Origin of the sequence: Ralstonia sp. UNC404CL21Col (assembly GCF_000620465.1) — a bacterium.
Classification (GTDB): Bacteria; Pseudomonadota; Gammaproteobacteria; order Burkholderiales; family Burkholderiaceae; genus Ralstonia; species Ralstonia flatus.
The window spans coordinates 41,238-63,650 of the sequence record NZ_KK211140.1 but is presented as its reverse complement, the minus strand read 5'-3'; the positions used below and the strand labels follow the sequence as shown (position 1 = coordinate 63,650).

At 63.8% G+C, this 22,413-nt stretch carries 20 protein-coding genes; 9 read left to right on the top strand and 11 right to left on the bottom strand.

The features are described 5' to 3' along the window. Window positions 1-2: 2 nt before the first annotated feature. The 3 genes from N511_RS0118210 to N511_RS0118200 form a co-directional block, all read right to left on the bottom strand. Complete coding sequence (locus N511_RS0118210; RefSeq protein WP_027680585.1) at window positions 3-440, bottom strand: type IV pilin protein; 438 nt, start codon at window positions 438-440, stop codon at window positions 3-5. Between the two features lie 197 nt (window positions 441-637). Beyond that, the gene (locus tag N511_RS0118205; RefSeq protein WP_012762832.1) at window positions 638-1,777 is read right to left on the bottom strand and encodes a PilT/PilU family type 4a pilus ATPase; all 1,140 of its coding nucleotides are present in this window, start codon (window positions 1,775-1,777) and stop codon (window positions 638-640) included. Window positions 1,778-1,843: 66 nt separating this feature from the next. Next, window positions 1,844-2,887 carry a type IV pilus twitching motility protein PilT gene (locus N511_RS0118200; protein ID WP_009241469.1) on the bottom strand — a complete coding sequence of 348 codons (1,044 nt, stop codon included), beginning with the start codon at window positions 2,885-2,887 and terminating at the stop codon, window positions 1,844-1,846. 122 nt (window positions 2,888-3,009) lie between these two features. Here N511_RS0118200 and N511_RS0118195 point away from each other — a divergent pair, with 122 nt between their 5' ends. Together N511_RS0118195 and proC are read left to right on the top strand one after the other, a co-directional pair. Beyond that, on the top strand, window positions 3,010-3,726 hold the full coding sequence (locus N511_RS0118195; RefSeq protein ID WP_027680584.1) for a YggS family pyridoxal phosphate-dependent enzyme: 717 nt from the start codon (window positions 3,010-3,012) through the stop codon (window positions 3,724-3,726). A 30-nt stretch (window positions 3,727-3,756) separates the two neighbouring features. Beyond that, window positions 3,757-4,581: a pyrroline-5-carboxylate reductase gene (proC, locus tag N511_RS0118190; protein ID WP_027680583.1), complete on the top strand. Its 825-nt coding sequence runs from the start codon at window positions 3,757-3,759 to the stop codon at window positions 4,579-4,581. Between the two features lie 527 nt (window positions 4,582-5,108). On the opposite strand, the gene ubiA is transcribed toward proC, so the two are convergent. The 5 genes from ubiA to N511_RS0118165 form a co-directional block, all read right to left on the bottom strand. Further along, the gene (gene ubiA / locus N511_RS0118185) at window positions 5,109-5,984 is read right to left on the bottom strand and encodes a 4-hydroxybenzoate octaprenyltransferase (RefSeq protein ID WP_027680582.1); all 876 of its coding nucleotides are present in this window, start codon (window positions 5,982-5,984) and stop codon (window positions 5,109-5,111) included. Between the two features lie 67 nt (window positions 5,985-6,051). After that, on the bottom strand, window positions 6,052-8,217 hold the full coding sequence (katG, locus tag N511_RS0118180; RefSeq protein ID WP_027680581.1) for a catalase/peroxidase HPI: 2,166 nt from the start codon (window positions 8,215-8,217) through the stop codon (window positions 6,052-6,054). A 127-nt stretch (window positions 8,218-8,344) separates the two neighbouring features. Beyond that, window positions 8,345-8,845 (bottom strand): Dps family protein, encoded by a 501-nt coding sequence (locus tag N511_RS0118175; RefSeq protein ID WP_027680580.1) that lies wholly within the window; start codon window positions 8,843-8,845, stop codon window positions 8,345-8,347. Window positions 8,846-9,018: 173 nt separating this feature from the next. Further along, window positions 9,019-9,261 carry a hypothetical protein gene (locus N511_RS0118170; protein ID WP_027680579.1) on the bottom strand — a complete coding sequence of 81 codons (243 nt, stop codon included), beginning with the start codon at window positions 9,259-9,261 and terminating at the stop codon, window positions 9,019-9,021. A 314-nt stretch (window positions 9,262-9,575) separates the two neighbouring features. Beyond that, window positions 9,576-10,523 (bottom strand): LysR substrate-binding domain-containing protein, encoded by a 948-nt coding sequence (locus N511_RS0118165; protein ID WP_027680578.1) that lies wholly within the window; start codon window positions 10,521-10,523, stop codon window positions 9,576-9,578. 152 nt (window positions 10,524-10,675) lie between these two features. Here N511_RS0118165 and N511_RS0118160 point away from each other — a divergent pair, with 152 nt between their 5' ends. Together N511_RS0118160 and N511_RS0118155 are read left to right on the top strand one after the other, a co-directional pair. Beyond that, complete coding sequence (locus tag N511_RS0118160; RefSeq protein WP_027680577.1) at window positions 10,676-11,842, top strand: metallophosphoesterase; 1,167 nt, start codon at window positions 10,676-10,678, stop codon at window positions 11,840-11,842. A gap of 157 nt (window positions 11,843-11,999) precedes the next feature. Continuing rightward, complete coding sequence (locus tag N511_RS0118155; protein WP_027680576.1) at window positions 12,000-13,019, top strand: sensor domain-containing diguanylate cyclase; 1,020 nt, start codon at window positions 12,000-12,002, stop codon at window positions 13,017-13,019. Window positions 13,020-13,036: 17 nt separating this feature from the next. On the opposite strand, the gene recG is transcribed toward N511_RS0118155, so the two are convergent. Continuing rightward, complete coding sequence (gene recG, locus N511_RS0118150; protein WP_037027132.1) at window positions 13,037-15,184, bottom strand: ATP-dependent DNA helicase RecG; 2,148 nt, start codon at window positions 15,182-15,184, stop codon at window positions 13,037-13,039. Between the two features lie 131 nt (window positions 15,185-15,315). Between recG and queA the strand changes: the two genes are divergently transcribed. From queA to secF, 5 genes are all read left to right on the top strand, one after another. Continuing rightward, entirely contained in the window at window positions 15,316-16,377 is a 1,062-nt protein-coding gene (gene queA / locus N511_RS0118145) for a tRNA preQ1(34) S-adenosylmethionine ribosyltransferase-isomerase QueA (RefSeq protein WP_027680574.1), read from the top strand. A gap of 2 nt (window positions 16,378-16,379) precedes the next feature. Continuing rightward, the gene (tgt, locus tag N511_RS0118140) at window positions 16,380-17,531 is read left to right on the top strand and encodes a tRNA guanosine(34) transglycosylase Tgt (RefSeq protein WP_027680573.1); all 1,152 of its coding nucleotides are present in this window, start codon (window positions 16,380-16,382) and stop codon (window positions 17,529-17,531) included. A 105-nt stretch (window positions 17,532-17,636) separates the two neighbouring features. After that, window positions 17,637-17,969 (top strand): preprotein translocase subunit YajC, encoded by a 333-nt coding sequence (gene yajC, locus N511_RS0118135; RefSeq protein ID WP_004632835.1) that lies wholly within the window; start codon window positions 17,637-17,639, stop codon window positions 17,967-17,969. Window positions 17,970-18,079: 110 nt separating this feature from the next. Continuing rightward, window positions 18,080-19,969: a protein translocase subunit SecD gene (secD, locus tag N511_RS0118130; protein ID WP_027680572.1), complete on the top strand. Its 1,890-nt coding sequence runs from the start codon at window positions 18,080-18,082 to the stop codon at window positions 19,967-19,969. A 77-nt stretch (window positions 19,970-20,046) separates the two neighbouring features. Further along, complete coding sequence (gene secF, locus N511_RS0118125) at window positions 20,047-21,018, top strand: protein translocase subunit SecF (protein WP_027680571.1); 972 nt, start codon at window positions 20,047-20,049, stop codon at window positions 21,016-21,018. Window positions 21,019-21,117: 99 nt separating this feature from the next. On the opposite strand, the gene N511_RS0118120 is transcribed toward secF, so the two are convergent. Together N511_RS0118120 and N511_RS0118115 are read right to left on the bottom strand one after the other, a co-directional pair. Then, entirely contained in the window at window positions 21,118-21,714 is a 597-nt protein-coding gene (locus N511_RS0118120) for a YceI family protein (protein ID WP_027680570.1), read from the bottom strand. 63 nt (window positions 21,715-21,777) lie between these two features. Next, window positions 21,778-22,350 carry a YceI family protein gene (locus tag N511_RS0118115; RefSeq protein WP_027680569.1) on the bottom strand — a complete coding sequence of 191 codons (573 nt, stop codon included), beginning with the start codon at window positions 22,348-22,350 and terminating at the stop codon, window positions 21,778-21,780. Window positions 22,351-22,413: the final 63 nt, after the last annotated feature.

Here is a 22,413-nt window from a genome sequence, read left to right as displayed (position 1 = left end):
CCTCACTTCCAGCAGTTGGAGGCGCCGCCGGAAGCCGCCTTGGCACCGGTGTTCGTCAGCGTGAGCGTGCCGCAGGCGGCGTCGTTCGCCTGCTGCGAGCCCTGCGGAGTCGCCGCCAGTTGGTAAGACGGCGGCACGCTGCTGGCGCTCAGCGTGAAGGTGTAATTGGGCGAAACGTTGGCCGGGACGTTGCTGGCGTATTGCAGCGTTGTCATGTCAGGCGCATAGGCGCGGTTGTCGAGCAGGAAGCGCTCCTGCGCGGCCGCCACTTCCTGCATGAAGGATTCCGCCGCTGCCCGATTGGAGCGGACGATGTATTTGACGTAGCTGGGATAAGCAATGATCGCCAAGATGCCAACAATGGCCACCGTGATCATCAGCTCAATCAGCGTAAAGCCCCGCGCCGCTTGCGCGCGCTGGCGTATCGGCCTGCTTGCCACGTTTCCACCCACCCGTATTTGCTGAGGCAATTCTTTGTTATTCACGCCCGTCAAGTGACTCGACAGGCGTGCTCGCCGGTTTATACGGCAATTCTCAGCAAATATTAAGGAAAGTTAATGAAGACAGGTGGGTGCAGGAGGCTGCGCAAACGTTGTGCGCCGCAAATTACCTCAAATGGTGTAGCGCGTGGGCCACATCAGACGACGTTCAGATGCTCGGTGCCGGCCGACAGGTCGGTCTGGCCGCCCCGCTTGCTGTGCAGCTTGATCTGCAAGCGCAGATCGTTGAGCGAGTCGGCATTGCGCAGCGCATCCTCATAGGTGATCTTGTTCTGTTCGTACAACTCGAACAGCGCCTGGTCGAACGAGATCATTCCCTGCTCGCGGGATTTCTTCATGACCTCCTTCAGCTCATGCACCTCGCCCTTGAAGATGAGGTCTTGCACCAGCGGGGTCGCCAGCATGATCTCGACGGCCGGTACGCGCCCCTTCTTGCCCTGACGCGGCAGCAGGCGCTGCGCGATCATTGCGCGAAGGTTCAGCGACAGGTCGATCAGCAGCTGCTGACGCTTCTCTTCCGGGAAGAAGTTGATGATCCGGTCGATCGCCTGGTTCGAGCTGTTGGCGTGCAGCGTGGCGAGGCACAGGTGGCCGGTTTCCGCATACTGGATGGCGTATTCCATCGTGTCGCGATCCCGGATTTCGCCGATCAGGATCACATCCGGCGCCTGGCGCAGCGTGTTCTTCAGCGCCACGTGCCACGACTCGGTATCCACGCCCACCTCCCGCTGCGTCACCACGCAGTTCTGGTGCGCATGCACGTATTCCACCGGGTCTTCAATGGTGATGATGTGGCCGTACGAATTCGCATTGCGATAGCCCACCATCGCCGCCAGCGAGGTCGACTTGCCCGAGCCCGTGGCGCCCACGACGATCACGAGGCCGCGCTTGCTCATCACGATCTCGTTCAGGATCGGCGGCAGGTCCAGCTCGCCCAGCGTCGGGATCTTCGTGTTGATGGTCCGCAGCACCATGCCGGCGCGGCCCTGCTGCATGAACGCCGACACGCGGAAACGCCCGGCACCCGGCGCCGTGATGGCGAAGTTGCATTCCGAGCTGTCTTCGTACTCGCGCAGCTGCTTCTCGTTCATGATCGACTTGACCAGACCGAGGGCCTGCTGGGCATTCAGCGGCTGCTGAGAGATCGGCGTGACCTTGCCGTCCACTTTGATCGCGGGCGGAAATTCTGCCGTGATGAACAAGTCCGAGCCACGGCTGTTCACCATCAACTGCAAGAGTTCGTGGATGTATTTGGTGGCGGCTTCGCGGTCCAGCATGGCGTGCCCCTCCTGGAAAGAATTGGAAAGCGCGCTGACGTATCGGTCAGCGTATCAGTTCGCGTATCAGTTCGCGAACGCGTCCGGGTTCTTGGCGATGGCGCGCGCGTCTGCGTAGTTGATCGCCGAGCGCTTGATCAGCTCCGACAGGCACTGGTCGAGCGTCTGCATGCCCATGCCGCTGCTGGTCTGCATCATCGAGTACATCTGCGAGATCTTGTTCTCGCGGATCAAGTGACGGATGGCCGGCGTGGCGATCATGATTTCGTGCGCCGCAATCCGGCCTGACCCGTCGCGCGTCTTGAGCAGCGTCTGCGAGATCACCGCCTCCAGCGATTCGGAAAGCATGGTCCGGACCATCTCCTTTTCGTCCGACGGGAACACGTCGACGACCCGGTCGATGGTCTTGGCTGCCGAGCTGGTGTGCAGCGTGCCGAACACCAAGTGGCCGGTTTCTGCTGCGGTGAGCGCCAGGCGAATGGTTTCAAGGTCACGCAATTCGCCGACCAGCACCACGTCCGGATCTTCACGCAGTGCCGACTTCAACGCATTGGCGAACGAGTGGGTATGGGGCCCGAGTTCACGCTGGTTGATCAGGCTCTTCTTCGATTCGTGCACGAATTCGATCGGGTCTTCCACCGTGAGGATGTGGCCCATGTCGTTTTCGTTGCGGTGGTTGACCATCGCGGCAAGCGTGGTCGACTTGCCGGAGCCGGTCGGGCCCGTGACGAGCACCAGGCCGCGCGGCTTCATCGCCAGATCGGCAAACACGGCCGGCGCCTTCAGGTCATCCAGGGAAAGCACCTTCGACGGAATCGTCCGGAACACCGCCGAAGCGCCGCGGTTCTGGTTGAACGCGTTGACCCGGAAACGCGAGAGGCCGGGGATCTCAAACGAGAAGTCGACTTCCAGGTTTTCTTCGTAGACCTTGCGCTGCCCGTCGCTCATGATGTCGTACACCATGGAGTGCACATCCTGGTGCGTGAGCGGGGGCACGTTGATCCGGCGCATGTCGCCGTGGATCCGGATCATCGGCGGCAGTCCGGCCGACAGGTGCAAGTCCGACGCCTTGTTCTTGGCGGAAAACGCCAGAAGCTGCGCGATGTCCATCTTATAATGACCCCCGACTTTTTTATGTCGCCCGGGCGTCGCAATGGCGCCTCCAGACGCGCTCCGAGCCGTTGTTTTGACGTGCCGGAACCTTGTTTATTTGTAACAAACGTCGCCGGATTATGTCTGTAATCGCCGCCAACTTGCAAGCCGTGCGTCAACGGATCACAACGGCCTGCACACTGGCTTCGCGCGATGCTGCGGGTGTCACATTGCTGGCCGTTTCCAAGACGTTCGACGCCGATGCCGTACGCACCGCGCATGCTGCGGGGCAACGCCTCTTCGGCGAGAACTACGTGCAGGAAGGCATCGCCAAGATCGACGCGCTGGCCGACCTGCGCACGGGCATCGACCCGATCCGCTGGCATTTCATCGGCCCCCTGCAGAGCAACAAGACGCGTGCCGTGGCCGAGCAATTCGACTGGGTGCACAGCGTCGATCGCCTGAAGATCGCCGAGCGCCTGTCGGCCCAGCGCCCGGACGCCTTGCCTCCCCTGCAGGTCTGCCTCGAGATCAACATCAGCCGCCAGGCCAGCAAACATGGCCTGCTGCCCGATTTCGATGAGGTGCTTGCCGTGGCACAAGCCGTCTCGTCCCTGCCCCGTTTGCAGTTGCGCGGCCTGATGGCCGTGCCCGAGCCCAGCGATGACCCCGTGGCGCAGCGCAAGCCGTTTGCTGATCTGCGTGCCCTGGCGGGCCGGCTGCGCGAGGCCGGCATCCCGCTCGATACGCTCTCGATGGGCATGTCCGCCGACCTGGAAGACGCGATTGCCGAAGGCGCCACGATTGTGCGCGTCGGCAGCGCCATCTTCGGCGCGCGGCATTACGCCAACGCCTGAATTCCTGTTTCCTCTCACACCACCACTCTCATGCTCGACACTTTGAAACTCGGCTTCATCGGCGGCGGCAACATGGCGGCGGCCCTCATCGGCGGCCTGATCGCCAAGGGCGCGCACGGCGCCAACATCGTGGTGGTAGATCCGACCGAACCCGCCCGCAGCCGCGCCGAGCAGACCTGGGGCGCCCGCACAACCGCTGCTCCGGGCGCCGAACTGGCCGACCGCGACGTGATCGTGCTGGCCGTCAAGCCGCAGCAGATGCGCGAGGTCTGTGCGCAACTGGCACCGCATCTGCGCGACAGCCTGGTGCTGTCGGTGGCGGCGGGCATCCGGATCCAGGATCTGTCGCGCTGGCTGAATGGTCACGCACGTGTGGTGCGGGCGATGCCGAATACGCCTGCGCTCTCCGGTCTGGGTATGACCGGCCTGGCCGCCAACGCTGGCTTGTCCGACGCCGACCGCGCGACCGCCAGCGCCATCGCCAATGCTGTCGGCAAGAGCGTTTGGGTGCCCGCCGAAGCGCAGATTGATGCAGTGACCGCCATCTCGGGCAGCGGCCCCGCGTACGTGTTCTATTTCATCGAAGCGATGCAGCAGGCGGCGCAGGAGCTGGGGCTGTCGGCGGAAGATGGGCGCACGCTGGCGGTCGAGACGTTTATTGGCGCGGCCACGCTGGCGGGCCAATCGACCGAGCCGGTTGAGGTGTTGCGCGAGCGTGTGACTTCCAAAGGTGGGACGACCTATGCAGCGCTGACTTCAATGGAAGGGGCCGATATCAAGGCTGCTTTTGTGCGGGCGATGCATGCTGCGGCGGCTCGGGGGAAGGAGATGGGGGAGGAGTTTGGGAGGGATTGAGGGTTGTTGGTGCATCCCTTGTTTCATCCCCTGCCGGGGCTGACTCACTTTCTTTGCCTTGCCAAAGAAAGTAAGCAAAGAAAGGCGCGCCCGATGCGGCGAAAGACTCCTTGAATTTCTGTCGCAAGGAGGGAGGGGAGGCAAACTCGCTGCGCTCAGACAGGCCTCCCCTCTTTTTCCTCCTTGCAACAGAAATTCAAGGCGCCGCATAGGGCAGGGAAAGTCAAAGGACAAAGCCAAACCTTCTGGGCGCCAGCTCAAGCGACAAGGCCAACCACGCGATGGGTTGGCCTTTTTCTTTTGACGTTAGGCCCTTGATGGCGCCTTGAATTTTTGTGAGCGGGCGGAAAAAAGAGGGAGGCCTGTCTGAGCGCAGCGAGTTTGCCTCCCTCTCCGCCCGGTCACACAAATTCAAGGGGAAGTCGCCATCTCGGGCGCGCCTTTCTTTTGCCTACTTTTCTTTGGCAAGACAAAGAAAAGTAGGTCGTGCCCGGCAGGGTACGAAAAGGGGATGCACCAAAAACCCCTTAGCGCATCAAATACCCCCCCACCACCCCAGCAAACAAACAAGCCCCCAACCAATTGTTATGCCGGAAAACAAAAAAACACTTCATCCGATCCCGCGTCTGCAGCATCGGGTAATACCAAAGCGACAACACCACGGCGGCGGCAAATCCAATCCAGTACGCCACGCCTAGCGCCATCACATGGCCAGCCCAGGCCATGATCCCGAAGAAGCCGACGTAGCACAGCATGATCGCCGCCACGTCGTAGCGTCCGAACGTAATGGCCGACGTTTTGATGCCGATGAGCAAATCGTCATCGCGGTCGACCATCGCATACGCGGTGTCATAGGCGACGGCCCAAAACACATTGCCGGCGAGCATCAGCCACGCCAGCATCGGCACTTGATCCTGCACCGCGGCGTACGCCATCGGAATCCCAAACCCGAACGCAATACCGAGGTACGCCTGCGGAATCGCGAAGAACCGCTTGAAGAACGGATATGTGCCGGCAATCACGATGGCGGCAACCGACATCCACTTCGTCAGCGCATTGAGCGGCAGGATCAGCGCGAAGGCGATGAGCGAGAGCACCGCCGCAACCGCGAGCGCTTCCCACGGGGCGATCAGTCCCGCGGTGATCGGCCGCTCCTTGGTGCGTTTGACGTGCTTGTCAAAGTCGCGATCGGCCCAGTCGTTGACGGCGCAGCCGGCCGAGCGCATCAGGAACGTGCCGACCGTGAAAATCACCACCAGCGAGAGCGGCGGATGACCATCAGCCGCCATCCATAGCGCCCACAGCGTCGGCCACAACAGCAGCAGCGTGCCGATCGGTTTGTCCATCCGCATCAGGCGCGCATAGAGCACGAGGCGGCTGGGTTGGGCAGCGGACGATTGCATGGAAATCACCAAAGAAAAATGGCGCCTGCACGAGGCAAGGCGCCATTTTAGTCCCGCCGAAAGCAGCTTAGGCGGCGGCCAGATCGAAGCGGTCGAGATTCATCACCTTGACCCATGCGGCCACGAATTCGCTGATGAAGCGCTCCTTACCGTCGGCGCTGCCGAACACCTCGGCCAGCGCACGCAGGATCGAGTTCGAGCCGAACACCAGATCGACGCGCGTGCCAGTCCACTTGCGCTCGCCCGTCTTGCGGTCATAGCCCTCGTAGATGTCGCCGGCAGGCTTCCACTCGGTGTTCATGTCGAGCAGGTTGACGAAGAAGTCGTTCGTCAGCGCGCCCGGCGTGCGGGTAAAGACGCCGTGTTGGCTGCCATCCGCGTTGATGTTGATGGCGCGCAGGCCACCGATCAGCACGGTCAACTCCGGCGCTGTCAGCGTCAGCAGTTGAGCCTTGTCGAGGAGCAGCACTTCGGCCGGCACCGCAAACTGCGTCTTCTGGTAATTGCGGAAACCGTCCGCCACGGGCTCGAGCACCGAGAAGGATGCGGCATCGGTCTGCTCGGCCGTCGCATCGACGCGGCCCGGCGTGAACGGCACGGTGATCGTCGTGCCGGCTGCCTTCGCGGCCAGCTCGATACCAACGCTGCCTGCCAGCACAATCACGTCCGCCAGCGAAGCCTTGCCCGAGGCGCGTTGAATTTCCTCCAGCTTGGCCAGCGTGCCGGCCACCGGCTGGTTGACCGCCCAATCGTTCTGCGGCGCCAGGCGAATGCGCGCGCCGTTGGCGCCGCCGCGCTTGTCGGACCCGCGGAAGGTCGAGGCAGACGCCCACGCCACGGCAACCAGTTCGGATGCCGACAGGCCGGAAGCGGCAATCTTCGCCTTGAGGTCGGCGATATCGGCCTCGGTCGGCTTGTGTGTAGCGGCCGGCAGCGGGTCTTGCCAGATCAGGTCTTCACGCGGCACTTCGGGGCCGAGGTAACGCGACTTCGGGCCGAGGTCACGGTGCGTGAGCTTGAACCAGGCGCGTGCAAAGGCCTCGGCAAACGCCTGCGGGTTGTCCAGGAAGCGGCGCGAAATCTTTTCGTACGCCGGATCGAAACGCAGCGACAGGTCGGTCGTCAGCATCGTGGGCTTGCGCTTGGGCGAGTCGGGCGTCGGGCCTGGAATGATCGCCTCGGCGTCTTTGGCCACCCATTGCAGCGCGCCGGCGGGGCTCTTTTCCTGTACCCATTCGTACTTGAACAGGTTCTCGAAGAAGTAGTTGCTCCATTGCGCGGGCGTCTGCGTCCAGGTGACTTCAAGCCCGCTGGTGATCGCATCCGCGCCCTTGCCGGTGCCAAAGGTGCTGGCCCAGCCCAGGCCTTGCGCTTCCAGCGGCGCGGCCTCGACATCGGCGCCAACGTGGCTTGCCGCACCGGCACCGTGGGTCTTGCCGAAGGTGTGACCACCGGCGATCAGCGCGACGGTTTCTTCGTCGTCCATCGCCATGCGGGCGAAGGTCTCGCGGATGTCCTTGGCAGCGGCCAGCGGATCGCCATGGGCATGTTCCGGACCTTCCGGGTTCACGTAAATCAAGCCCATCTGCACGGCAGCGAGCGGGTTCGCGAGGTTGCGCTCGCCCGAATAGCGCGTGGCTTCCAGCCACTTGGTCTCGTTGCCCCAGTAGACGTCGTTGTCCGGTTCCCACGTGTCTTCACGGCCGGCGGCAAAGCCGAACGTGCGGAAGCCCATGGTTTCAAGCGCAACGTTGCCGGTCAGGATCAGCAGGTCGGCCCACGAGATGGCTTGGCCGTATTTCTGCTTGATGGGCCACAACAGGCGGCGCGACTTGTCGATGTTGACGTTGTCCGGCCAGGAGTTGAGCGGTGCAAAACGTTGCTGGCCGCGCCCGGCACCACCACGGCCATCGCCCGTGCGGTATGTGCCAGCGGCGTGCCACGCCATGCGGATGAACTGCGGACCGTAGTGGCCGAAGTCTGCCGGCCACCAGTCTTGCGAATCCGTCATCAGGCGGCGCAGATCGGCCTTGAGCGCGTCGTAGTCGATCGCATTGAACGACTTGCGGTAGTTGAAGCTCGACCCGAGCGGATCGGACTTCTCGGAATGCTGGTTCAGCAGATCAACACGCAGCTGATTGGGCCACCAATCCTTGTTGGCCGTACCGCCACCGAAGGTGTGCGAAGCAGCGGGAGCATGGCCGGAAAACGGGCATTTGGCTTCAGTCGTCATGATTCTCTCGTCTAGGTCATGGGGTTGATGCCGCCCCACCCGCAACACAACGGGCTCGCGGGTGGGGCGCAATTCGCTGCTGTCGAAACGCCTGTCGCAAACGTGGCGAACGGCCGTCAGGTCAGCCTTAAGCCAGGAGCGAACGCAGCATCCACGCGGTCTTTTCGTGAATGTCCATGCGTTGCGTCAGCAGGTCGGCGGTCGGTTCGTCGGCGGCCTTGTCGACGTCGGGGAACAGGCTGCGGGCGGTGCGCGTCACGGCTTCGTGGCCGGCCACCAGTTCACGCACCATGTCCATCGCCTCGGGAATACCCTTCGATTCCGGAATCGACGACAGCTTGGCGAACTCCGAATACGAGCCCGGTGCCGGATAGCCCAGGGCGCGGATGCGTTCGGCCACGGGGTCGACGGCATTCCACAGTTCGTTGTACTGCGTCTCGAACATCAGATGCAGCGTGTTGAACATCGGGCCGGTGACGTTCCAGTGGAAGTAATGCGTCTTCAGATAGAGCGAGTAGGTATCGGCCAGCAGGCGCGACAGGCCTTCTGCGATCTTCTTGCGATCCTTGTCAGCAATGCCGATGTTGATCTGGGCTGCGGCAGGCGCGCCGCTGTTCTTCTTTGCCATCTGGATTCCCCTATGAAGTGGTGTGCAAAAACGCGATGCCGTCCGCTGGATTCAGCGTCGGGCCACGCGTGCTTGGAGCCTTCTTTCGGTTGCCGCTCGCGCAGCAAGTTCCGATCGTCGCATCGTCCTATGACGAAACGCAGAGCGGCTGGCAACCGAGCATCGGCCGGTCATCAGACCGTGAGCTGCACCATACCGTGCAGGAGCACGATCATAGCGCCGGCAGCCACGATGGATAGACCGATCTGCTTGCGCACCCACTTGCGTTGCAGGCGGGCTGATTCAGCCGCGCGTGGGCCGCGGCCACCGGCTGCACTGCCCGGCATGCCGGACAGCGTCGGCACCTCTGCGTGCGAGGCGCGCACTGTGCCCGCAAACCCCTGCCACTCCGAAACGAACATCCGCACCATTGCCATGTTTTCTTCTCCTTGCGACCCTGCGCCTTCCTGATGCCCGCACCATTTGCGCGAGCAACTTCGTGCATCCGTCAGGTCAGTGCGATTCACCATAGGCAGCGAGCCATTCCAGCACGGTCGCAACGGTGTTCGAGGCAAGCGGCAAGGACATGACGGGCTCCACGGTGATCGGGCGGTGAGCGATGCGCTCACCATGGAACAGAGTCTACCTTTACGCTATTGATCCGTATATTTGATTGTTTTTATCTATTAATTAGACGTGCGCTATGGCCGTCATGCGGTGACGGCAACTGACAACTCAGCGGATCAGTGAATCAATGGATCAGCGGGGTGGGCGGCAGCAGCTTGATGCCGGGCAGATCGCATTGCGCGACCGCCTTGGCCACCGCCTCGATTGCGGCGATGCGGGTGAAGCTCTTGCGCCAGGCCAGCACAACGCGGCGGTCGGGCACGGGCTCCTGGAACGGCACGTAGGTCAGCAGATCATTGGCGGCAGGCTGCATGTTCGGCACCGACGTACGCGGCAGCACGGTAATGCCCACGCCGCTGGCCACCATATGTCGGATCGTTTCGAGCGATGAACCTTCGAAAGTCTTCTGGATGCCGTCTGCGTTCTGCGAGAAGCGCGACAGCTCCGGGCACACGCCCAGCACATGGTCGCGGAAGCAATGGCCGTTGCCGAGTAGCAGCATGGTCTGCTGCTTGAGCGCCTCCGGGTCCACCGACGATGCCTTCGCCAGTTCGTGGCCGCGCGGCACCGCCACCACAAAGGGCTCGTCGTACAGCGGCACCGTCATCAGGCCGGCTTCGGGAAACGGCTCGGCCATGATGGCGCAGTCGATCTCGCCTTGCTTGAGCAGCTCCACCAGCCGCACGGTGAAGTTCTCCTGCAGCATCAGCGGCATCTGCGGGACGGTGTCGATCATCTGCTTGACCAGCGCAGGCAGCAGATACGGGCCGATCGTGTAAATCACCCCGAGCCGCAGCGGCCCGGCCAGCGGGTCCATCCCCTGCTTGGCGATCTCGCGGATCGCCATCGTCTGCTCGAGCACGCGCTGCGCTTGCGTGACGATCTGCTCGCCGACGGGCGTGACGCTCACTTCCGACGCGCCGCGCTCGAAGATCTGCACGGCCAGTTCGTCTTCCAGCTTCTTGATGGCGACCGACAGCGTCGGTTGCGAGACGAAGCAGGCCTCGGCGGCACGCCCAAAGTGGCGTTCCCGCGCGACGGCGACGATGTATTTGAGTTCGGTGAGCGTCATGACGATCAATCGGCTTGAGGATATCGATAGATTTTACCAAGGGACGTGCGATGTTGCTTGCCGTTCGAACGGGTGCCTGGCATTGACAACGCTGCCAATCGCCCCATCTTCCGTGGACACGCCCCACCGAGACCCAAAGGAGCCGCCCCAGCATGCGTGATGACGAACCTAACGGCAGCCCATCCCTGCCCCGCGGCAGGCGCCGCTTTCTGACGACGGCCGTGGCGCTCATCGCAGCGCTGCATCTCTATATCGGATGGCGGCTGCTGCCCGACCTGGGCTGGAATGGCGCCGGCTGGGCTGCGGGCATCGTCTTCCTGCTCGTATCGACAGTGATGATCCCCACGGGGATGGCGGCGCGCTTTGTGATCCGGCCCATCTCGCTGGCGGATCGCGTGACGTGGTTCGGGGCATTGCTGATGGGCCTGTTCTCATCGCTGCTGGTGCTGACGCTGCTGCGCGACATCGCGCTGATCGTGCTTCCAGACGCCTACCGCCATGATTCGGCCCTGCTTGTCGTCGCCCTCACCGTGCTCGTCACGTTGATCGGCTATATCAATGCGCGTCGCATTCCGCGCGTGGCACGGGTGACGGTGCCCATTGCAGGCCTGCCGGCGGCGCTGCACGGTTTCACCATCGCGCAGATCACCGATCTGCATGTCGGCCCCACCATCAAGCGCGCCTATGTGGCTGGCGTGGTCGAACGGCTCAATGCACTGCGACCCGATGTGATTGCCGTGACGGGCGATCTGGTGGACGGCGAGGTGGAGGTGCTGCGTCCGCACATCGCGCCGCTGGCAGGCATGTCGGCAAGGCACGGCGTTTTTGCGGTGACGGGCAATCACGAGTACTACTCGGGCGTCGGCCCCTGGGTCTCGGAGTTCGAGCGGCTCGGCATGCGGGTCTTGATGAACGAGCATGCGGTGCTCGAACACGACGGCGCGCCGCTGGTGATTGCGGGCGTGACTGATTTCAGCGCGGGCAAGTTCGACGCCGCGCACACCAGCGATCCGGCCCGGGCGCTGGCAGGTTCGCCGCCTGGGGTGACGCCGACCGTCCTGCTCGCGCACCAACCCCGCACCGCTCCCGCCGCTGCGGAGGCCGGCTTCGACCTGCAGCTTTCTGGGCACACGCATGGCGGCCAGTTCTGGCCGTGGAGCCTCTTTGTCCCGCTGCAGCAGCCTTTTACGGCGGGGCTGCACAGGCTTGGACGCCTGTGGATCTACACCAGCCGCGGCACCGGATATTGGGGCCCGCCCAAGCGATTCGGTGCGCCGTCGGAGATCACGCTACTGCGCCTAGAGCCGGCGGGGAACTGAGCAGCAAGAGGGGGAGCATCCGCCGAAAAGCCCCCGCCCCGTCGCAGTACATACGAAAGTTGTAACGCCGCCTCACACCGGCGACATTTCGATCTATGTCATTCGGTTGACGGGCTAGAATCGCCCGAAACCACAGCCACACCCGCACCGCGCCCCCATGTCGTTCGCTCACCCGCCTCTGCAAAACCCCGCCACGCTGCTCGAAATCGTGCGAGCGCAGTCCGAAATCGCCAAGCTGGGCACAGATCTCGGCGCGATCATGGCGCTGGTCACCGAGCGGGCACAGCATCTGACATGCGCGACGGGCGCCGTGATCGAATTGGCCGGGGGCGATGAGATGGTCTACCGCGCCACCTCTGGCCTCACCGAAACGCTGCTGGGCCTGCGCCTGGCGCGCAAGGGCAGCCTGTCAGGCCTGTGTGTGCAGACCGGCGAGATCCTGCAATGCACCGACTCTGAAACGGACGCCCGCGTCGACCGCGAAGCCTGCCGCCGCGTGGGTTTGCGCTCGATGGTGGTCACGCCGCTGCGGCATCTCGACACCACGGTCGGCGTGCTCAAGCTGGTGGCGCCGGAAGTCGATGCCTTCGGCGAAAGCGACATCGGCGTGCTCGAGCTGATGTCTGAACTGATTGCCGCAGCCATGTTCCACGCCGCCAACGCCGAGCGCGATCAGCTGTACCTGCGCGCCACGCACGACGCATTGACCGACTTGCCCAACCGCGCGCTGTTCTATGACCGCCTGCGCCAGTCGATCCATCTGGCACAACGTGCGCATGGCGGTCTGGGTGTGCTCAACATCGACATGGACAACCTCAAGCTCATCAATGATCGGCATGGCCACCGCGCCGGCGATGCGGCCATTCGCGAGACCGCCCAGCGCATGGGCCGCACGGCGCGGCGCTCCGACACGGTCGCGCGCGTGGGCGGCGATGAGTTTGCCGTCATCCTGCCCGGCATCGGCGCGCGGGCCGATGCGCAGGCGCAAAGCGAGCGGTTGATGGAAGAAGTGCAGCAGCCGTACGTGTTCGAGGGCCAGCCGCTAGACCTTCGCGTCAGCATCGGCATGGCAGTCATGCCCGAAGACGGCACGGAGATCACCGCCCTGCTCGATCAGGCCGATCGCGAGATGTACACCGTCAAGCGCCTGCGCAAGCAGGTACAGCCGGCGCATTGAAGCTTGCGCCGCGGCCTTTAAACCCGCAGGTAGTGCTCGCGCTCGCCCAGCCAGCGCTTGAGGTGGGTGTCCACCGCTTCAGGAAAGCGCGCGAGCATCGCGTCCGCCGCACCCTGCGCGAACTCAACGAGCCACGCATCGTGGTTCAGATCGGCAAAACGCAGCATCGCTTCGCCTGATTGCCGCGCGCCGAGGAATTCACCAGGCCCGCGGATCTCCAGATCGCGCCGGGCGATTTCGAAACCATCGGTGGTCTCGCGCATGGTCTGCAGGCGCTGCTTGGCCGTCGGCGACAGCGGCGCCTGATACAGCAGCACGCACACCGATTCCGCAGTGCCGCGCCCCACTCGCCCGCGCAACTGATGCAACTGCGCAAGGCCAAAGCGCTCGGCGTGCTCGATCACCATCAGCGAGGCATTGGGCACATCCACACCGACCTCGATGACGGTCGTAGCGACCAGCACGTGCAGGTCGCCGCCGGCGAAGGCGCTCATCACGGCGGCCTTCTCGGCGGATGGCAGGCGTCCGTGCACAAGGCCTACTTTCAGGCCTTGCAGACTTTGCGAAAGCGTCTCGAAGGTTTCAACGGCGGTCTGCAATTGCAGCGCTTCGCTTTCCTCGATCAGCGGGCAAACCCAGTAGACCTGTCGCCCTTCGCGGGCGGCGGCGTAGATGCGTTCAATGACTTCGTCGCGCCGCGCATCGTTCACCAGGCGCGTCACGATGGGCGTGCGGCCGGGCGGCAACTCGTCGATGGCGGAGACGTCGAGGTCGGCGTAGTACGTCATCGCGAGCGTGCGCGGGATCGGCGTGGCGGACATCATCAGCTGGTGCGGCACCTGGGCGTTGGCGGCAGGTGCATCGCCGTTGCTTGCCTTGCCGCGCAGGGCGAGCCGCTGCGCCACGCCAAAGCGATGCTGTTCGTCCACCACCGCCAGGCCGAGTCGCGCGAACGTGACGGCATCCTGGATCAGCGCGTGCGTACCGATCACGAGTTGCGCCGTGCCAGCGGCCACGCGCGCAGCCGCCTCGTCCTTCTGCTTGCGCTTGAGGCTGCCGGCCAGCCAGACGATGTCCACGCCCAGCGGTTCGAGCCACGCAGAAAGCTTGCGATAGTGCTGCTCGGCCAGCAGTTCCGTCGGGGCCATCAGCGCCGCCTGCCAGCCGGCATCGATGGCCTGGCAGGCTGCCAGCGCGGCAATGACGGTCTTGCCGCTGCCCACATCGCCCTGCAGCAACCGCTGCATCGGGTACGGGTGCGCGAGGTCGGCGCGGATCTCTTCCCACACGCGGGCCTGCGCGCCGGTCAGCTTGAACGGCAGCGCGTTCATGAAGCGCGCGAGCAGCCCCTCCTTGCCGCTGTCGCGCAGGACAGGCGCGTTGCGCATACGGCGCGCGGCCTGCGCACGCTTGAGCGAGAGCTGCTGGGAGAGCAGTTCATCAAACTTGATGCGCAGCCACGCCGGGTGCGTGCGCTCGACAAGGCTGTGCTCATCGACATCGGGCGTCGGTTGATGCAGCAGGCGCACGGCATCGGCCGGCGTCATCAGCTTGAGCGGCGCGAGCGGGCCGGTGATGAGGCTGTTCGGCAGCGTTTCCGGCAGCGGCGTGCGCGTGAGCGCGTTCAGGATCGCCTTGCGCAGATAGGCTTGGGCCACGCCAGCCGTGCTCGGATACACCGGCGTCAGGCGATCGGGCAGCGGTTCATCGTCCGCCACCGCGCGCACGGTCGGGTGCACCATCTCGGCGCCGAAAAAGCCGCCGCGCACTTCGCCGCGCACGCGCAGGCGCACGCCTTCGGCCATCTGCTTGACCTGGCTGCCGTAAAAGTTGAGAAAGCGCAGGACCAGTTCGCCCGAGTCATCGGCGATATGCACGACCAGCTGCCGGCGCGGCCGGAACGCCACTTCATTGCGCGTGACCGTGCCTTCGACTTGCGCAGCCCACCCGGTGTTGGCGCGGGCCGTGGCCTCGGCAATGGTCAGCAGCGTGGTTTCATCCTCGTAGCGCATCGGCAGATGCAGGACGAGATCGACGTCGCGGTGCAGGCCAAGCTTGGCGAGCTTGTCTGCCGGGCGGGCGGTTTTGGCCGTTGCCTTGGCCGCCTTATCTGCCGTGGCCGCGCGTTTTGGCTTCGGCGCCGGCGCAGTATCAGCGTCGGGCATAGGAGCAGCATCAGTGGCGGAACGGGCGCGAGACGGCACAGGACGTTTACAATGGCGAACTTTGCGAGTCGCCCGATTGTACCGGCGCCCGCGACCATCACTTGGCGCAATCCACGTCTGCGCCACTTTTCATGCTGACGCTGTCCGATTTCGATTTCGATCTGCCGCCTGAGCTGATCGCGCAAACCGCCCTGCCCGACCGCACCGCGAGCCGCCTGCTGGCCGTACGCCCCGCGGATGACGCCGTGCACTTTGAAGACCGCCAGTTTGCCGATCTGGTCGACTACCTGCGCCCCGGCGACCTGCTGGTCTTCAACGACACGCGCGTCATCAAGGCACGCTTCTTTGGCCACAAAGCCAGCGGCGGCAAGGTGGAAGTGCTCGTCGAGCGCCTGCTGGACGAACACACGGTGCTGGCGCAGATCCGCTCCAGCAAGTCGCCCGTCGAGGGCACCACGCTGCGCCTGGCCGACGCCTTTGACGTGACGGTCGGGCCGCGCGCCGAGCCGTTCTTCACGCTGCGTTTCCCGCAGCCGGCGCTCGACCTGATCGAGCAATACGGCCGCCTGCCGCTGCCGCCCTACATCGAGCACGACCCGGACAGCTTTGACGAGACGCGCTACCAGACCGTCTATGCGCGCAACCCGGGCGCCGTGGCGGCACCCACGGCGGGCCTGCATTTCGACGATGCGCTGTTCGCCAAGCTGGACGCCATGGGCATCCGGCGCGGTTTTCTCACTTTGCACGTCGGTGCGGGCACGTTCCAGCCGGTGCGGGTGGAAAACATCGCCGAACACCCCATGCACAGCGAGTGGTACGAAATTACGGCTGAACTCGCCGAAGCCATCCGGGCCACGCGAGCTGCAGGCGGCCGCATCGTCGCGGTCGGCACCACGTCGATGCGGGCGCTGGAGTCGGCCGCGCAGCCGGACGGCACGCTCAACGCCTGCAGCGGCGAGACCGACATCTTCATCACCCCCGGCTACCGTTTCCGCGCCGTCGACCTGCTGGTGACGAACTTCCACCTGCCCAAGTCGACCTTGCTGATGCTGGTATCGGCGTTTGCCGGCATGAGCGCCATCCGTGAGGCTTATCAGCACGCCATCGCCCAGCGCTACCGCTTCTTCAGTTACGGCGACGCCATGCTGCTCACGCGCGCTCCCGCCGAACCCAGCGAAACCCAATCGCTCTGACCATGCTCAAGTACGAACTGCTCACTACCGATGGCCTCGCCCGACGCGGCCGCATGACCCTGAACCACGGCGTGGTTGAAACGCCCATCTTCATGCCGGTGGGCACCTATGGCGCGGTCAAGGCGATGTCGCCGGCGGAGCTGAAGGACATCGGCGCACAGATCATCCTGGGCAACACGTTCCACCTGTGGCTGCGCCCGGGGCTGGAGGTGATGGACGCGCACAAAGGCCTGCACGGTTTCAATGGCTGGGATAAGCCCATCCTGACCGATTCCGGCGGTTTTCAGGTGTTTTCGTTGGGCGATCTGCGCAAGATCACCGAAGAAGGCGTGACGTTTGCATCGCCCATCAATGGCGACAAGCTGTTCCTCTCGCCCGAAATTTCGATGCAGATCCAGCGCCGGCTGAACTCCGACATCGTCATGCAGTTCGACGAATGCACGCCGTACAAGATCGGCGATCGGCCGGCCACCGAGGCGGAAGCCGCGGCCTCGATGCGCATGAGCCTGCGCTGGGCACAGCGCTCCCGCAACGAATTCGCGCGCGAGAACAACCCGAACGCGCTGTTCGGCATCGTCCAGGGCGGCATGTTCGAGCATCTGCGCGACGAATCGCTGGCCGGTTTGCAAGCGATTGACGCCGATGCGGGCGGCGAAGGTTTCGGCGGCTATGCCATCGGCGGCCTGTCGGTCGGCGAGCCCAAGGAAGACATGATGCGCGTGCTGCAGCACGTGGCGCCGCGTCTGCCGGCCAACAAGCCGCATTACCTGATGGGCGTCGGTACGCCAGAAGACCTGGTGGCGGGCGTCGCCAGCGGCGTCGACATGTTCGACTGCGTGATGCCGACCCGCAACGCGCGCAACGGCTGGCTCTTCACCCGCTTTGGCGACATCAAGATCAAGAACGCGGTACACCGCAACGATCCGCGCCCGCTGGACGAAACCTGCGGCTGCTACACCTGCAGCAATTTCTCGCGCGCCTACCTGCACCACCTGCAGCGCGTCGGCGAGATCCTGGGTGCCCGCCTGAACACCATTCACAATCTCTATTACTACCTCGAATTGATGGCCGAAATGCGCGCTGCCATTGAATCCCACGGCTTTGGCGCCTTCCAGGCGCGCTTCGCCGCAGACCGCGCGCGCGGGGCCCTGTAAGCCGCCTTCGCAGGGCGCCGGGCGCGCCCATTTGCCGCAGCATCGCAATGGTAGAATGTCCGGTCCGATTTTTGACCGATTGACGAACCATTACGGAGTTCTGACGTGTTCCTGATTTCCGACGCTTACGCGCAAACCGCACCGGCAGCCGGTGGTGCCGCGGGTGGCCTGATGAGCTTCCTGCCCATCATCCTGATGTTCGTGGTGCTGTGGTTCATCATGATCCGCCCGCAAATGAAGCGCCAGAAGGAAACCAAGGCGATGCTCGAAGCCCTGGCCAAGGGCGACGAAGTGGTCACCGCCGGCGGCATCCTCGGTAAGGTCAGCAAGGTGGCCGAGCAGTACGTCACCGTGGAAATCGCTGCCAACACCGAAATCACTGTCCAGAAGAGCGCCGTGACCACCGTGCTGCCCAAGGGCACGCTCAAGGCGCTGTAATCGCCCCATCCAGGCGCCGCGCACGATTGCGCCGGCGCCGGAACCCCAGGCAGCGCCTATTCTAAGAATCCGCGCCCGCGCCCCTCGGCGTCGCCTCTCTGCATTCCAAGATGAATCGCTATCCGCTCTGGAAATACATTGTGATCCTGGTGGCGCTTGCCATTGGGTTCCTCTATACGCTGCCGAACTTCTTCGGTGAAGCGCCTGCCGTGCAGGTGTCTTCTGGCAAGGCCACCGTCAAGGTCGATCTGAACGTGCAAAAGCAGGTCGAGAGCCTGCTGGCAGCGGCCAGCATTCGCCCCGACGGCGTGTTCTTCGACAACAACGGCACCTCCGCCAGCGTGCGCGTGCGCTTTGCCGACACCGACACGCAACTCAAGGCCAAGGACGTCCTGGCCCGCGGCCTGAACACCGATCAAGCCGACCCGACCTACATCGTCGCGTTGAACCTGCTGCCGGGCTCCCCGCAGTGGCTCAGCGGCGCACCGTTCTTCGCCAAACCGATGTTCCTCGGCCTGGACTTGCGCGGTGGCGTGCACTTCCTGCTGCAGGTCGACATGAACGGTGCTGTGACGAAGAAGCTCGACTCGCTGGCTGGCGACATCCGTACGCAGCTGCGTGACAAGGGCATCCGCCACAGCGGCATCGACCGCAACAACAACACGATCACGATCAAGTTCAGCAACCCGGACGAGGCCGACCGCGCCCGCGGACTGCTGGCCGACTCGACTCGCGAACTGGCCTACACCGTGGACAAGAGCGCCGACGGCGCCACGCTTACGGGCACCTTCACCGCCGCCGCGATGAAGGAAGTGCAGGACAACGCGGTGAAGCAGAACATCGTTACGCTGCACAACCGCGTGAACGAACTCGGCGTGGCTGAGCCGGTGATCCAGCAACAGGGCCCGGACCGCATCGTCGTGCAATTGCCGGGCGTGCAGGACACCGCCAAGGCCAAGGACATCATCGGCCGCACGGCCACGCTGGAAGCGCGCCTGGCCGATCCGAACGCGCCGCTCGTGCCGCGTGCCGGCGATCCGGTACCGCTGGGCGACGAGCTGTTCACGCAAGGGCGCAGCGCTCCCGTCCTGCTGCAGAAGCAGGTGATCTTCACGGGTGACCGCATCACGAGCGCCTCGGCGGGCTTCGACCAGAACCACAATTCGTCGGTCGACATCACGCTCGACGGCCAGGGTGGCCGCATGCTGCGCGATGTCTCGCGTGACAACATCGGCAAGCGCATGGGCATCGTGCTCTTTGAAAAAGGCAAGGGCGAAGTGCTGACGGTGGCGACCATCCAGTCCGAACTGGGCTCGCGCTTCCAGATCACCGGCATGGGCTCGACCGAGGCGGCTTCCGACCTGGCGCTGCTGCTGCGTGCAGGCTCGCTGGCCGCGCCGATGGAAATCATCGAAGAACGCACCATCGGCCCGTCGCTGGGTGCCGACAACATCAAGAAGGGCTTCGATTCGGCGCTGTACGGCTTCCTCGCCATCTCGGTGTTCATGGTGCTGTACTACATGCTGTTCGGCGCGTTCTCGGTGGCGGCCCTCGGCGTCAACGTGTTCCTGCTGATCGCGCTGCTCTCCATGCTGCAAGCCACGCTCACGCTGCCCGGTATTGCGGCTATCGCGCTGGCGCTCGGTATGGCCATTGACGCGAACGTGCTGATCAACGAGCGCGTGCGCGAAGAGTTGCGCAACGGCGCATCGGCACAGATGGCCATCTCCGCCGGCTTTGACCGCGCCTGGGCGACCATCCTCGATTCGAACGTGACGACGCTCATCGCCGGCCTGGCGCTGATCGCCTTCGGTTCGGGCCCGGTACGCGGCTTCGCGATCGTGCACTGCCTGGGGATCGGCACGTCCATGTTCTCGGCGGTGTTCTTCAACCGCGGTCTCGTGAACCTCTGGTACGGCCGCAAGAAGAAGCTGCAGAGCGTCGCCATCGGGCAGGTGTGGAAGCCGGGCAATACGAACACGGAATCGCCCGCCAAGTAATCACGCCACCCACCACGAATCTCGCATAACCGGCACCGCCCCCGATACGAAGGGGCGGTCGCCACAAAGGGCAGACCATGGAGTTTTTCCGCATCCGCCGCGACATTCCGTTCATGAAGCACGCGTTGATCCTCAACGCGCTGTCGTTCCTGACGTTTATCGCCGCTGTCTTCTTCCTGTTCCACAAGGGGCTGCACCTGTCGGTGGAGTTCACCGGCGGTACGGTGATGGAAGTCGCTTACACCCAGGCCGCCGATCTGCCGAAGATCCGCGGCGACGTTGAGAAGCTCGGCTACGCCGACGCCCAGGTGCAGAACTTCGGCACCTCGCGCGACGTGATGATCCGCCTGCCGCTCAAGACCGGCCCGGACGGCAAGCCCATCGCCTCGGCCGTGCAAAGCGAGCAGGTGATGACAGCCCTGAACGCCGCCAACCCCGACGCCAAGCTGCAGCGCGTCGAGTTCGTCGGGCCGCAGGTCGGCAAGGAACTGGCCACCGACGGCCTGCTGGCGCTGCTGTTCGTGGTGGTCGGCATCGTCATCTACCTGTCGATCCGCTTCGAATGGAAGTTTGCCGTGGCGGGCGTGATCGCCAACCTGCACGACGTTGTGATCATCCTGGGCTTCTTCGCCTTCTTCCAGTGGGAGTTCTCGCTGTCGGTGCTGGCGGGGGTGCTGGCGGTGCTGGGCTATTCGGTCAACGAATCCGTGGTGATTTTCGACCGGATCCGCGAAGCGTTCCGCAAGTACCGCAAGATGAACACGCACGAGGTGATCGATCACGCGATTACCAGCACCATCTCGCGCACGATCATCACCCACGGCTCGACCGAAATGATGGTGCTGTCGATGCTGGTGTTCGGCGGCCCGACGCTGCACTACTTTGCCCTGGCCCTGACGATCGGTATTCTGTTCGGCATCTACTCGTCGGTGTTCGTGGCCGCTGCGCTGTGCATGTGGCTGGGTGTCAAGCGCGAAGATCTGGTCAAGGCCGACAAAAAGGCCGGTGGCCCGAAGGAAGACGATCCGAACTTCGGCGCGCAAGTCTGAAGGCCCGGTCGCTCCAATGCCTAGGGGACGCATTCCTCGGGCAACAAAAAAGCCCCGCAATTGCGGGGCTTTTTCTTTAGCTGTGGCGTGTTGCCAGGCTTACTGCTGTGCAACGTTGGCGTCTTGCTTGATGCCTTCCACCTGAATCTTCAGCTTGGTTTCCATGTTGAAACCGTAGGCCTTGCCGTAGTCGACACCGAAGTCGTCGCGCTTGAACTTCATCTCGGCATCAGCGCCGCAGACTTCACGCTTGAGCATCGGGTGCGGCATGCACTTGAACGCGTCGATTTCGAGCTTCGCCGGCTTGGTCACGCCGTGCAGCGTCAGTTGGCCTTCGGCTTCGGTCGGCACGTCGCCCTTGAACTTCGTGAAGTTGCCCTTGAACGTGGCGGTCGGGTACTTGGCCACGTCGAAAATCTCGGCGCTCTTGGCGTGCTCGTTCATCTTGGCGTGACCGAAGTCGATGCTGTCGGTCTGCACGGTCACGTCGATGCTGCCGGTCTTGGCGGCGCGATCGAGCGTCACGGTGCCGCTGGACTTTTCGAACTTGCCGCGCCACTTCGACAGACCGCCCATGTGGTCGGCTTCAAAGCTCGGGTACGTATGGCTCGGGTCGAGCTGGTACGTAGCGGGGGCGGCAAATGCGGCGGTAGCAGCAACGGCCGACAGTGCGGCAACGAGGGTACGCAATTTCATGAGAACTCCTGCGGATAAAAGCGGCACACGAGGGCCGGAAAAACGTTGGGGTGAGACTTCCGATTACTTCTTGGCAATGACGACGCGGAACTTGATCGTCACGTCGTCCGAGACGACCGACGTATCCTTCCACTCGCCGTCACCCACCTTGAATGCGTTGCGCTTGACCGGCAAAGCGCCTTCAAAGACCTGATTGGCACCTTCCTGCTTGAACGTGACGGGTGCAGTCACATCCTGCGTGATGCCCTTGATGGTCAGCTTGCCGACCACGTCGACCTTGCCGCCCGCGCCGGGCTTGAACGCCGACGAGACGAACGTTGCCCTCGGATACTTGGCCGTATCGAACCAGTCCTTCTTCTTCAGTTCGTCGTTGTATTCCTTGCTGCCAACGTCGACGCTGGTGACATCGATGTCGACCTTCGCCGTCGAGGCGGCCACGTTGGCCGGGTTGTAATTGACGACGGCGTCGAACTTGCCGAACTTGATGTCCATCGGCACGCCGAGCTGCTTGCCGGTGGCGGTGACGCTGCTCTTGGCGGCATCCACCTGGGCGATGGCCGATACCGATACGGCAGCGATCGACAGCGCGCCGGCGGCAACCAGGGCGATGGCGCGGGGGCGCACAACACGTTTCATCATCAGACTCCTTCAGTCAGGCCGGATCATGCCGGCGGTCTTGGTCAGGATGGACAGGCAGAA

Bases quoted from the DNA above. Each gene is read 5' to 3' on its own strand.
- N511_RS0118205 (WP_012762832.1), bottom strand. From the start codon at position 1,777: ATGCTGGACCGCGAAGCCGCCACCAAATACATCCACGAACTCTTGCAG.
- N511_RS0118200 (WP_009241469.1), bottom strand. From the start codon at position 2,887: ATGGACATCGCGCAGCTTCTGGCGTTTTCCGCCAAGAACAAGGCGTCG.
- N511_RS0118195 (WP_027680584.1), top strand. From the start codon at position 3,010: ATGTCTGTAATCGCCGCCAACTTGCAAGCCGTGCGTCAACGGATCACA.
- proC (WP_027680583.1), top strand. From the start codon at position 3,757: ATGCTCGACACTTTGAAACTCGGCTTCATCGGCGGCGGCAACATGGCG.
- ubiA (WP_027680582.1), bottom strand. From the start codon at position 5,984: ATGCAATCGTCCGCTGCCCAACCCAGCCGCCTCGTGCTCTATGCGCGC.
- katG (WP_027680581.1), bottom strand. From the start codon at position 8,217: ATGACGACTGAAGCCAAATGCCCGTTTTCCGGCCATGCTCCCGCTGCT.
- N511_RS0118175 (WP_027680580.1), bottom strand. From the start codon at position 8,845: ATGGCAAAGAAGAACAGCGGCGCGCCTGCCGCAGCCCAGATCAACATC.
- N511_RS0118170 (WP_027680579.1), bottom strand. From the start codon at position 9,261: ATGGCAATGGTGCGGATGTTCGTTTCGGAGTGGCAGGGGTTTGCGGGC.
- N511_RS0118165 (WP_027680578.1), bottom strand. From the start codon at position 10,523: ATGACGCTCACCGAACTCAAATACATCGTCGCCGTCGCGCGGGAACGC.
- N511_RS0118160 (WP_027680577.1), top strand. From the start codon at position 10,676: ATGCGTGATGACGAACCTAACGGCAGCCCATCCCTGCCCCGCGGCAGG.
- N511_RS0118155 (WP_027680576.1), top strand. From the start codon at position 12,000: ATGTCGTTCGCTCACCCGCCTCTGCAAAACCCCGCCACGCTGCTCGAA.
- recG (WP_037027132.1), bottom strand. From the start codon at position 15,184: ATGCCCGACGCTGATACTGCGCCGGCGCCGAAGCCAAAACGCGCGGCC.
- queA (WP_027680574.1), top strand. From the start codon at position 15,316: ATGCTGACGCTGTCCGATTTCGATTTCGATCTGCCGCCTGAGCTGATC.
- tgt (WP_027680573.1), top strand. From the start codon at position 16,380: ATGCTCAAGTACGAACTGCTCACTACCGATGGCCTCGCCCGACGCGGC.
- secD (WP_027680572.1), top strand. From the start codon at position 18,080: ATGAATCGCTATCCGCTCTGGAAATACATTGTGATCCTGGTGGCGCTT.
- secF (WP_027680571.1), top strand. From the start codon at position 20,047: ATGGAGTTTTTCCGCATCCGCCGCGACATTCCGTTCATGAAGCACGCG.
- N511_RS0118120 (WP_027680570.1), bottom strand. From the start codon at position 21,714: ATGAAATTGCGTACCCTCGTTGCCGCACTGTCGGCCGTTGCTGCTACC.
- N511_RS0118115 (WP_027680569.1), bottom strand. From the start codon at position 22,350: ATGAAACGTGTTGTGCGCCCCCGCGCCATCGCCCTGGTTGCCGCCGGC.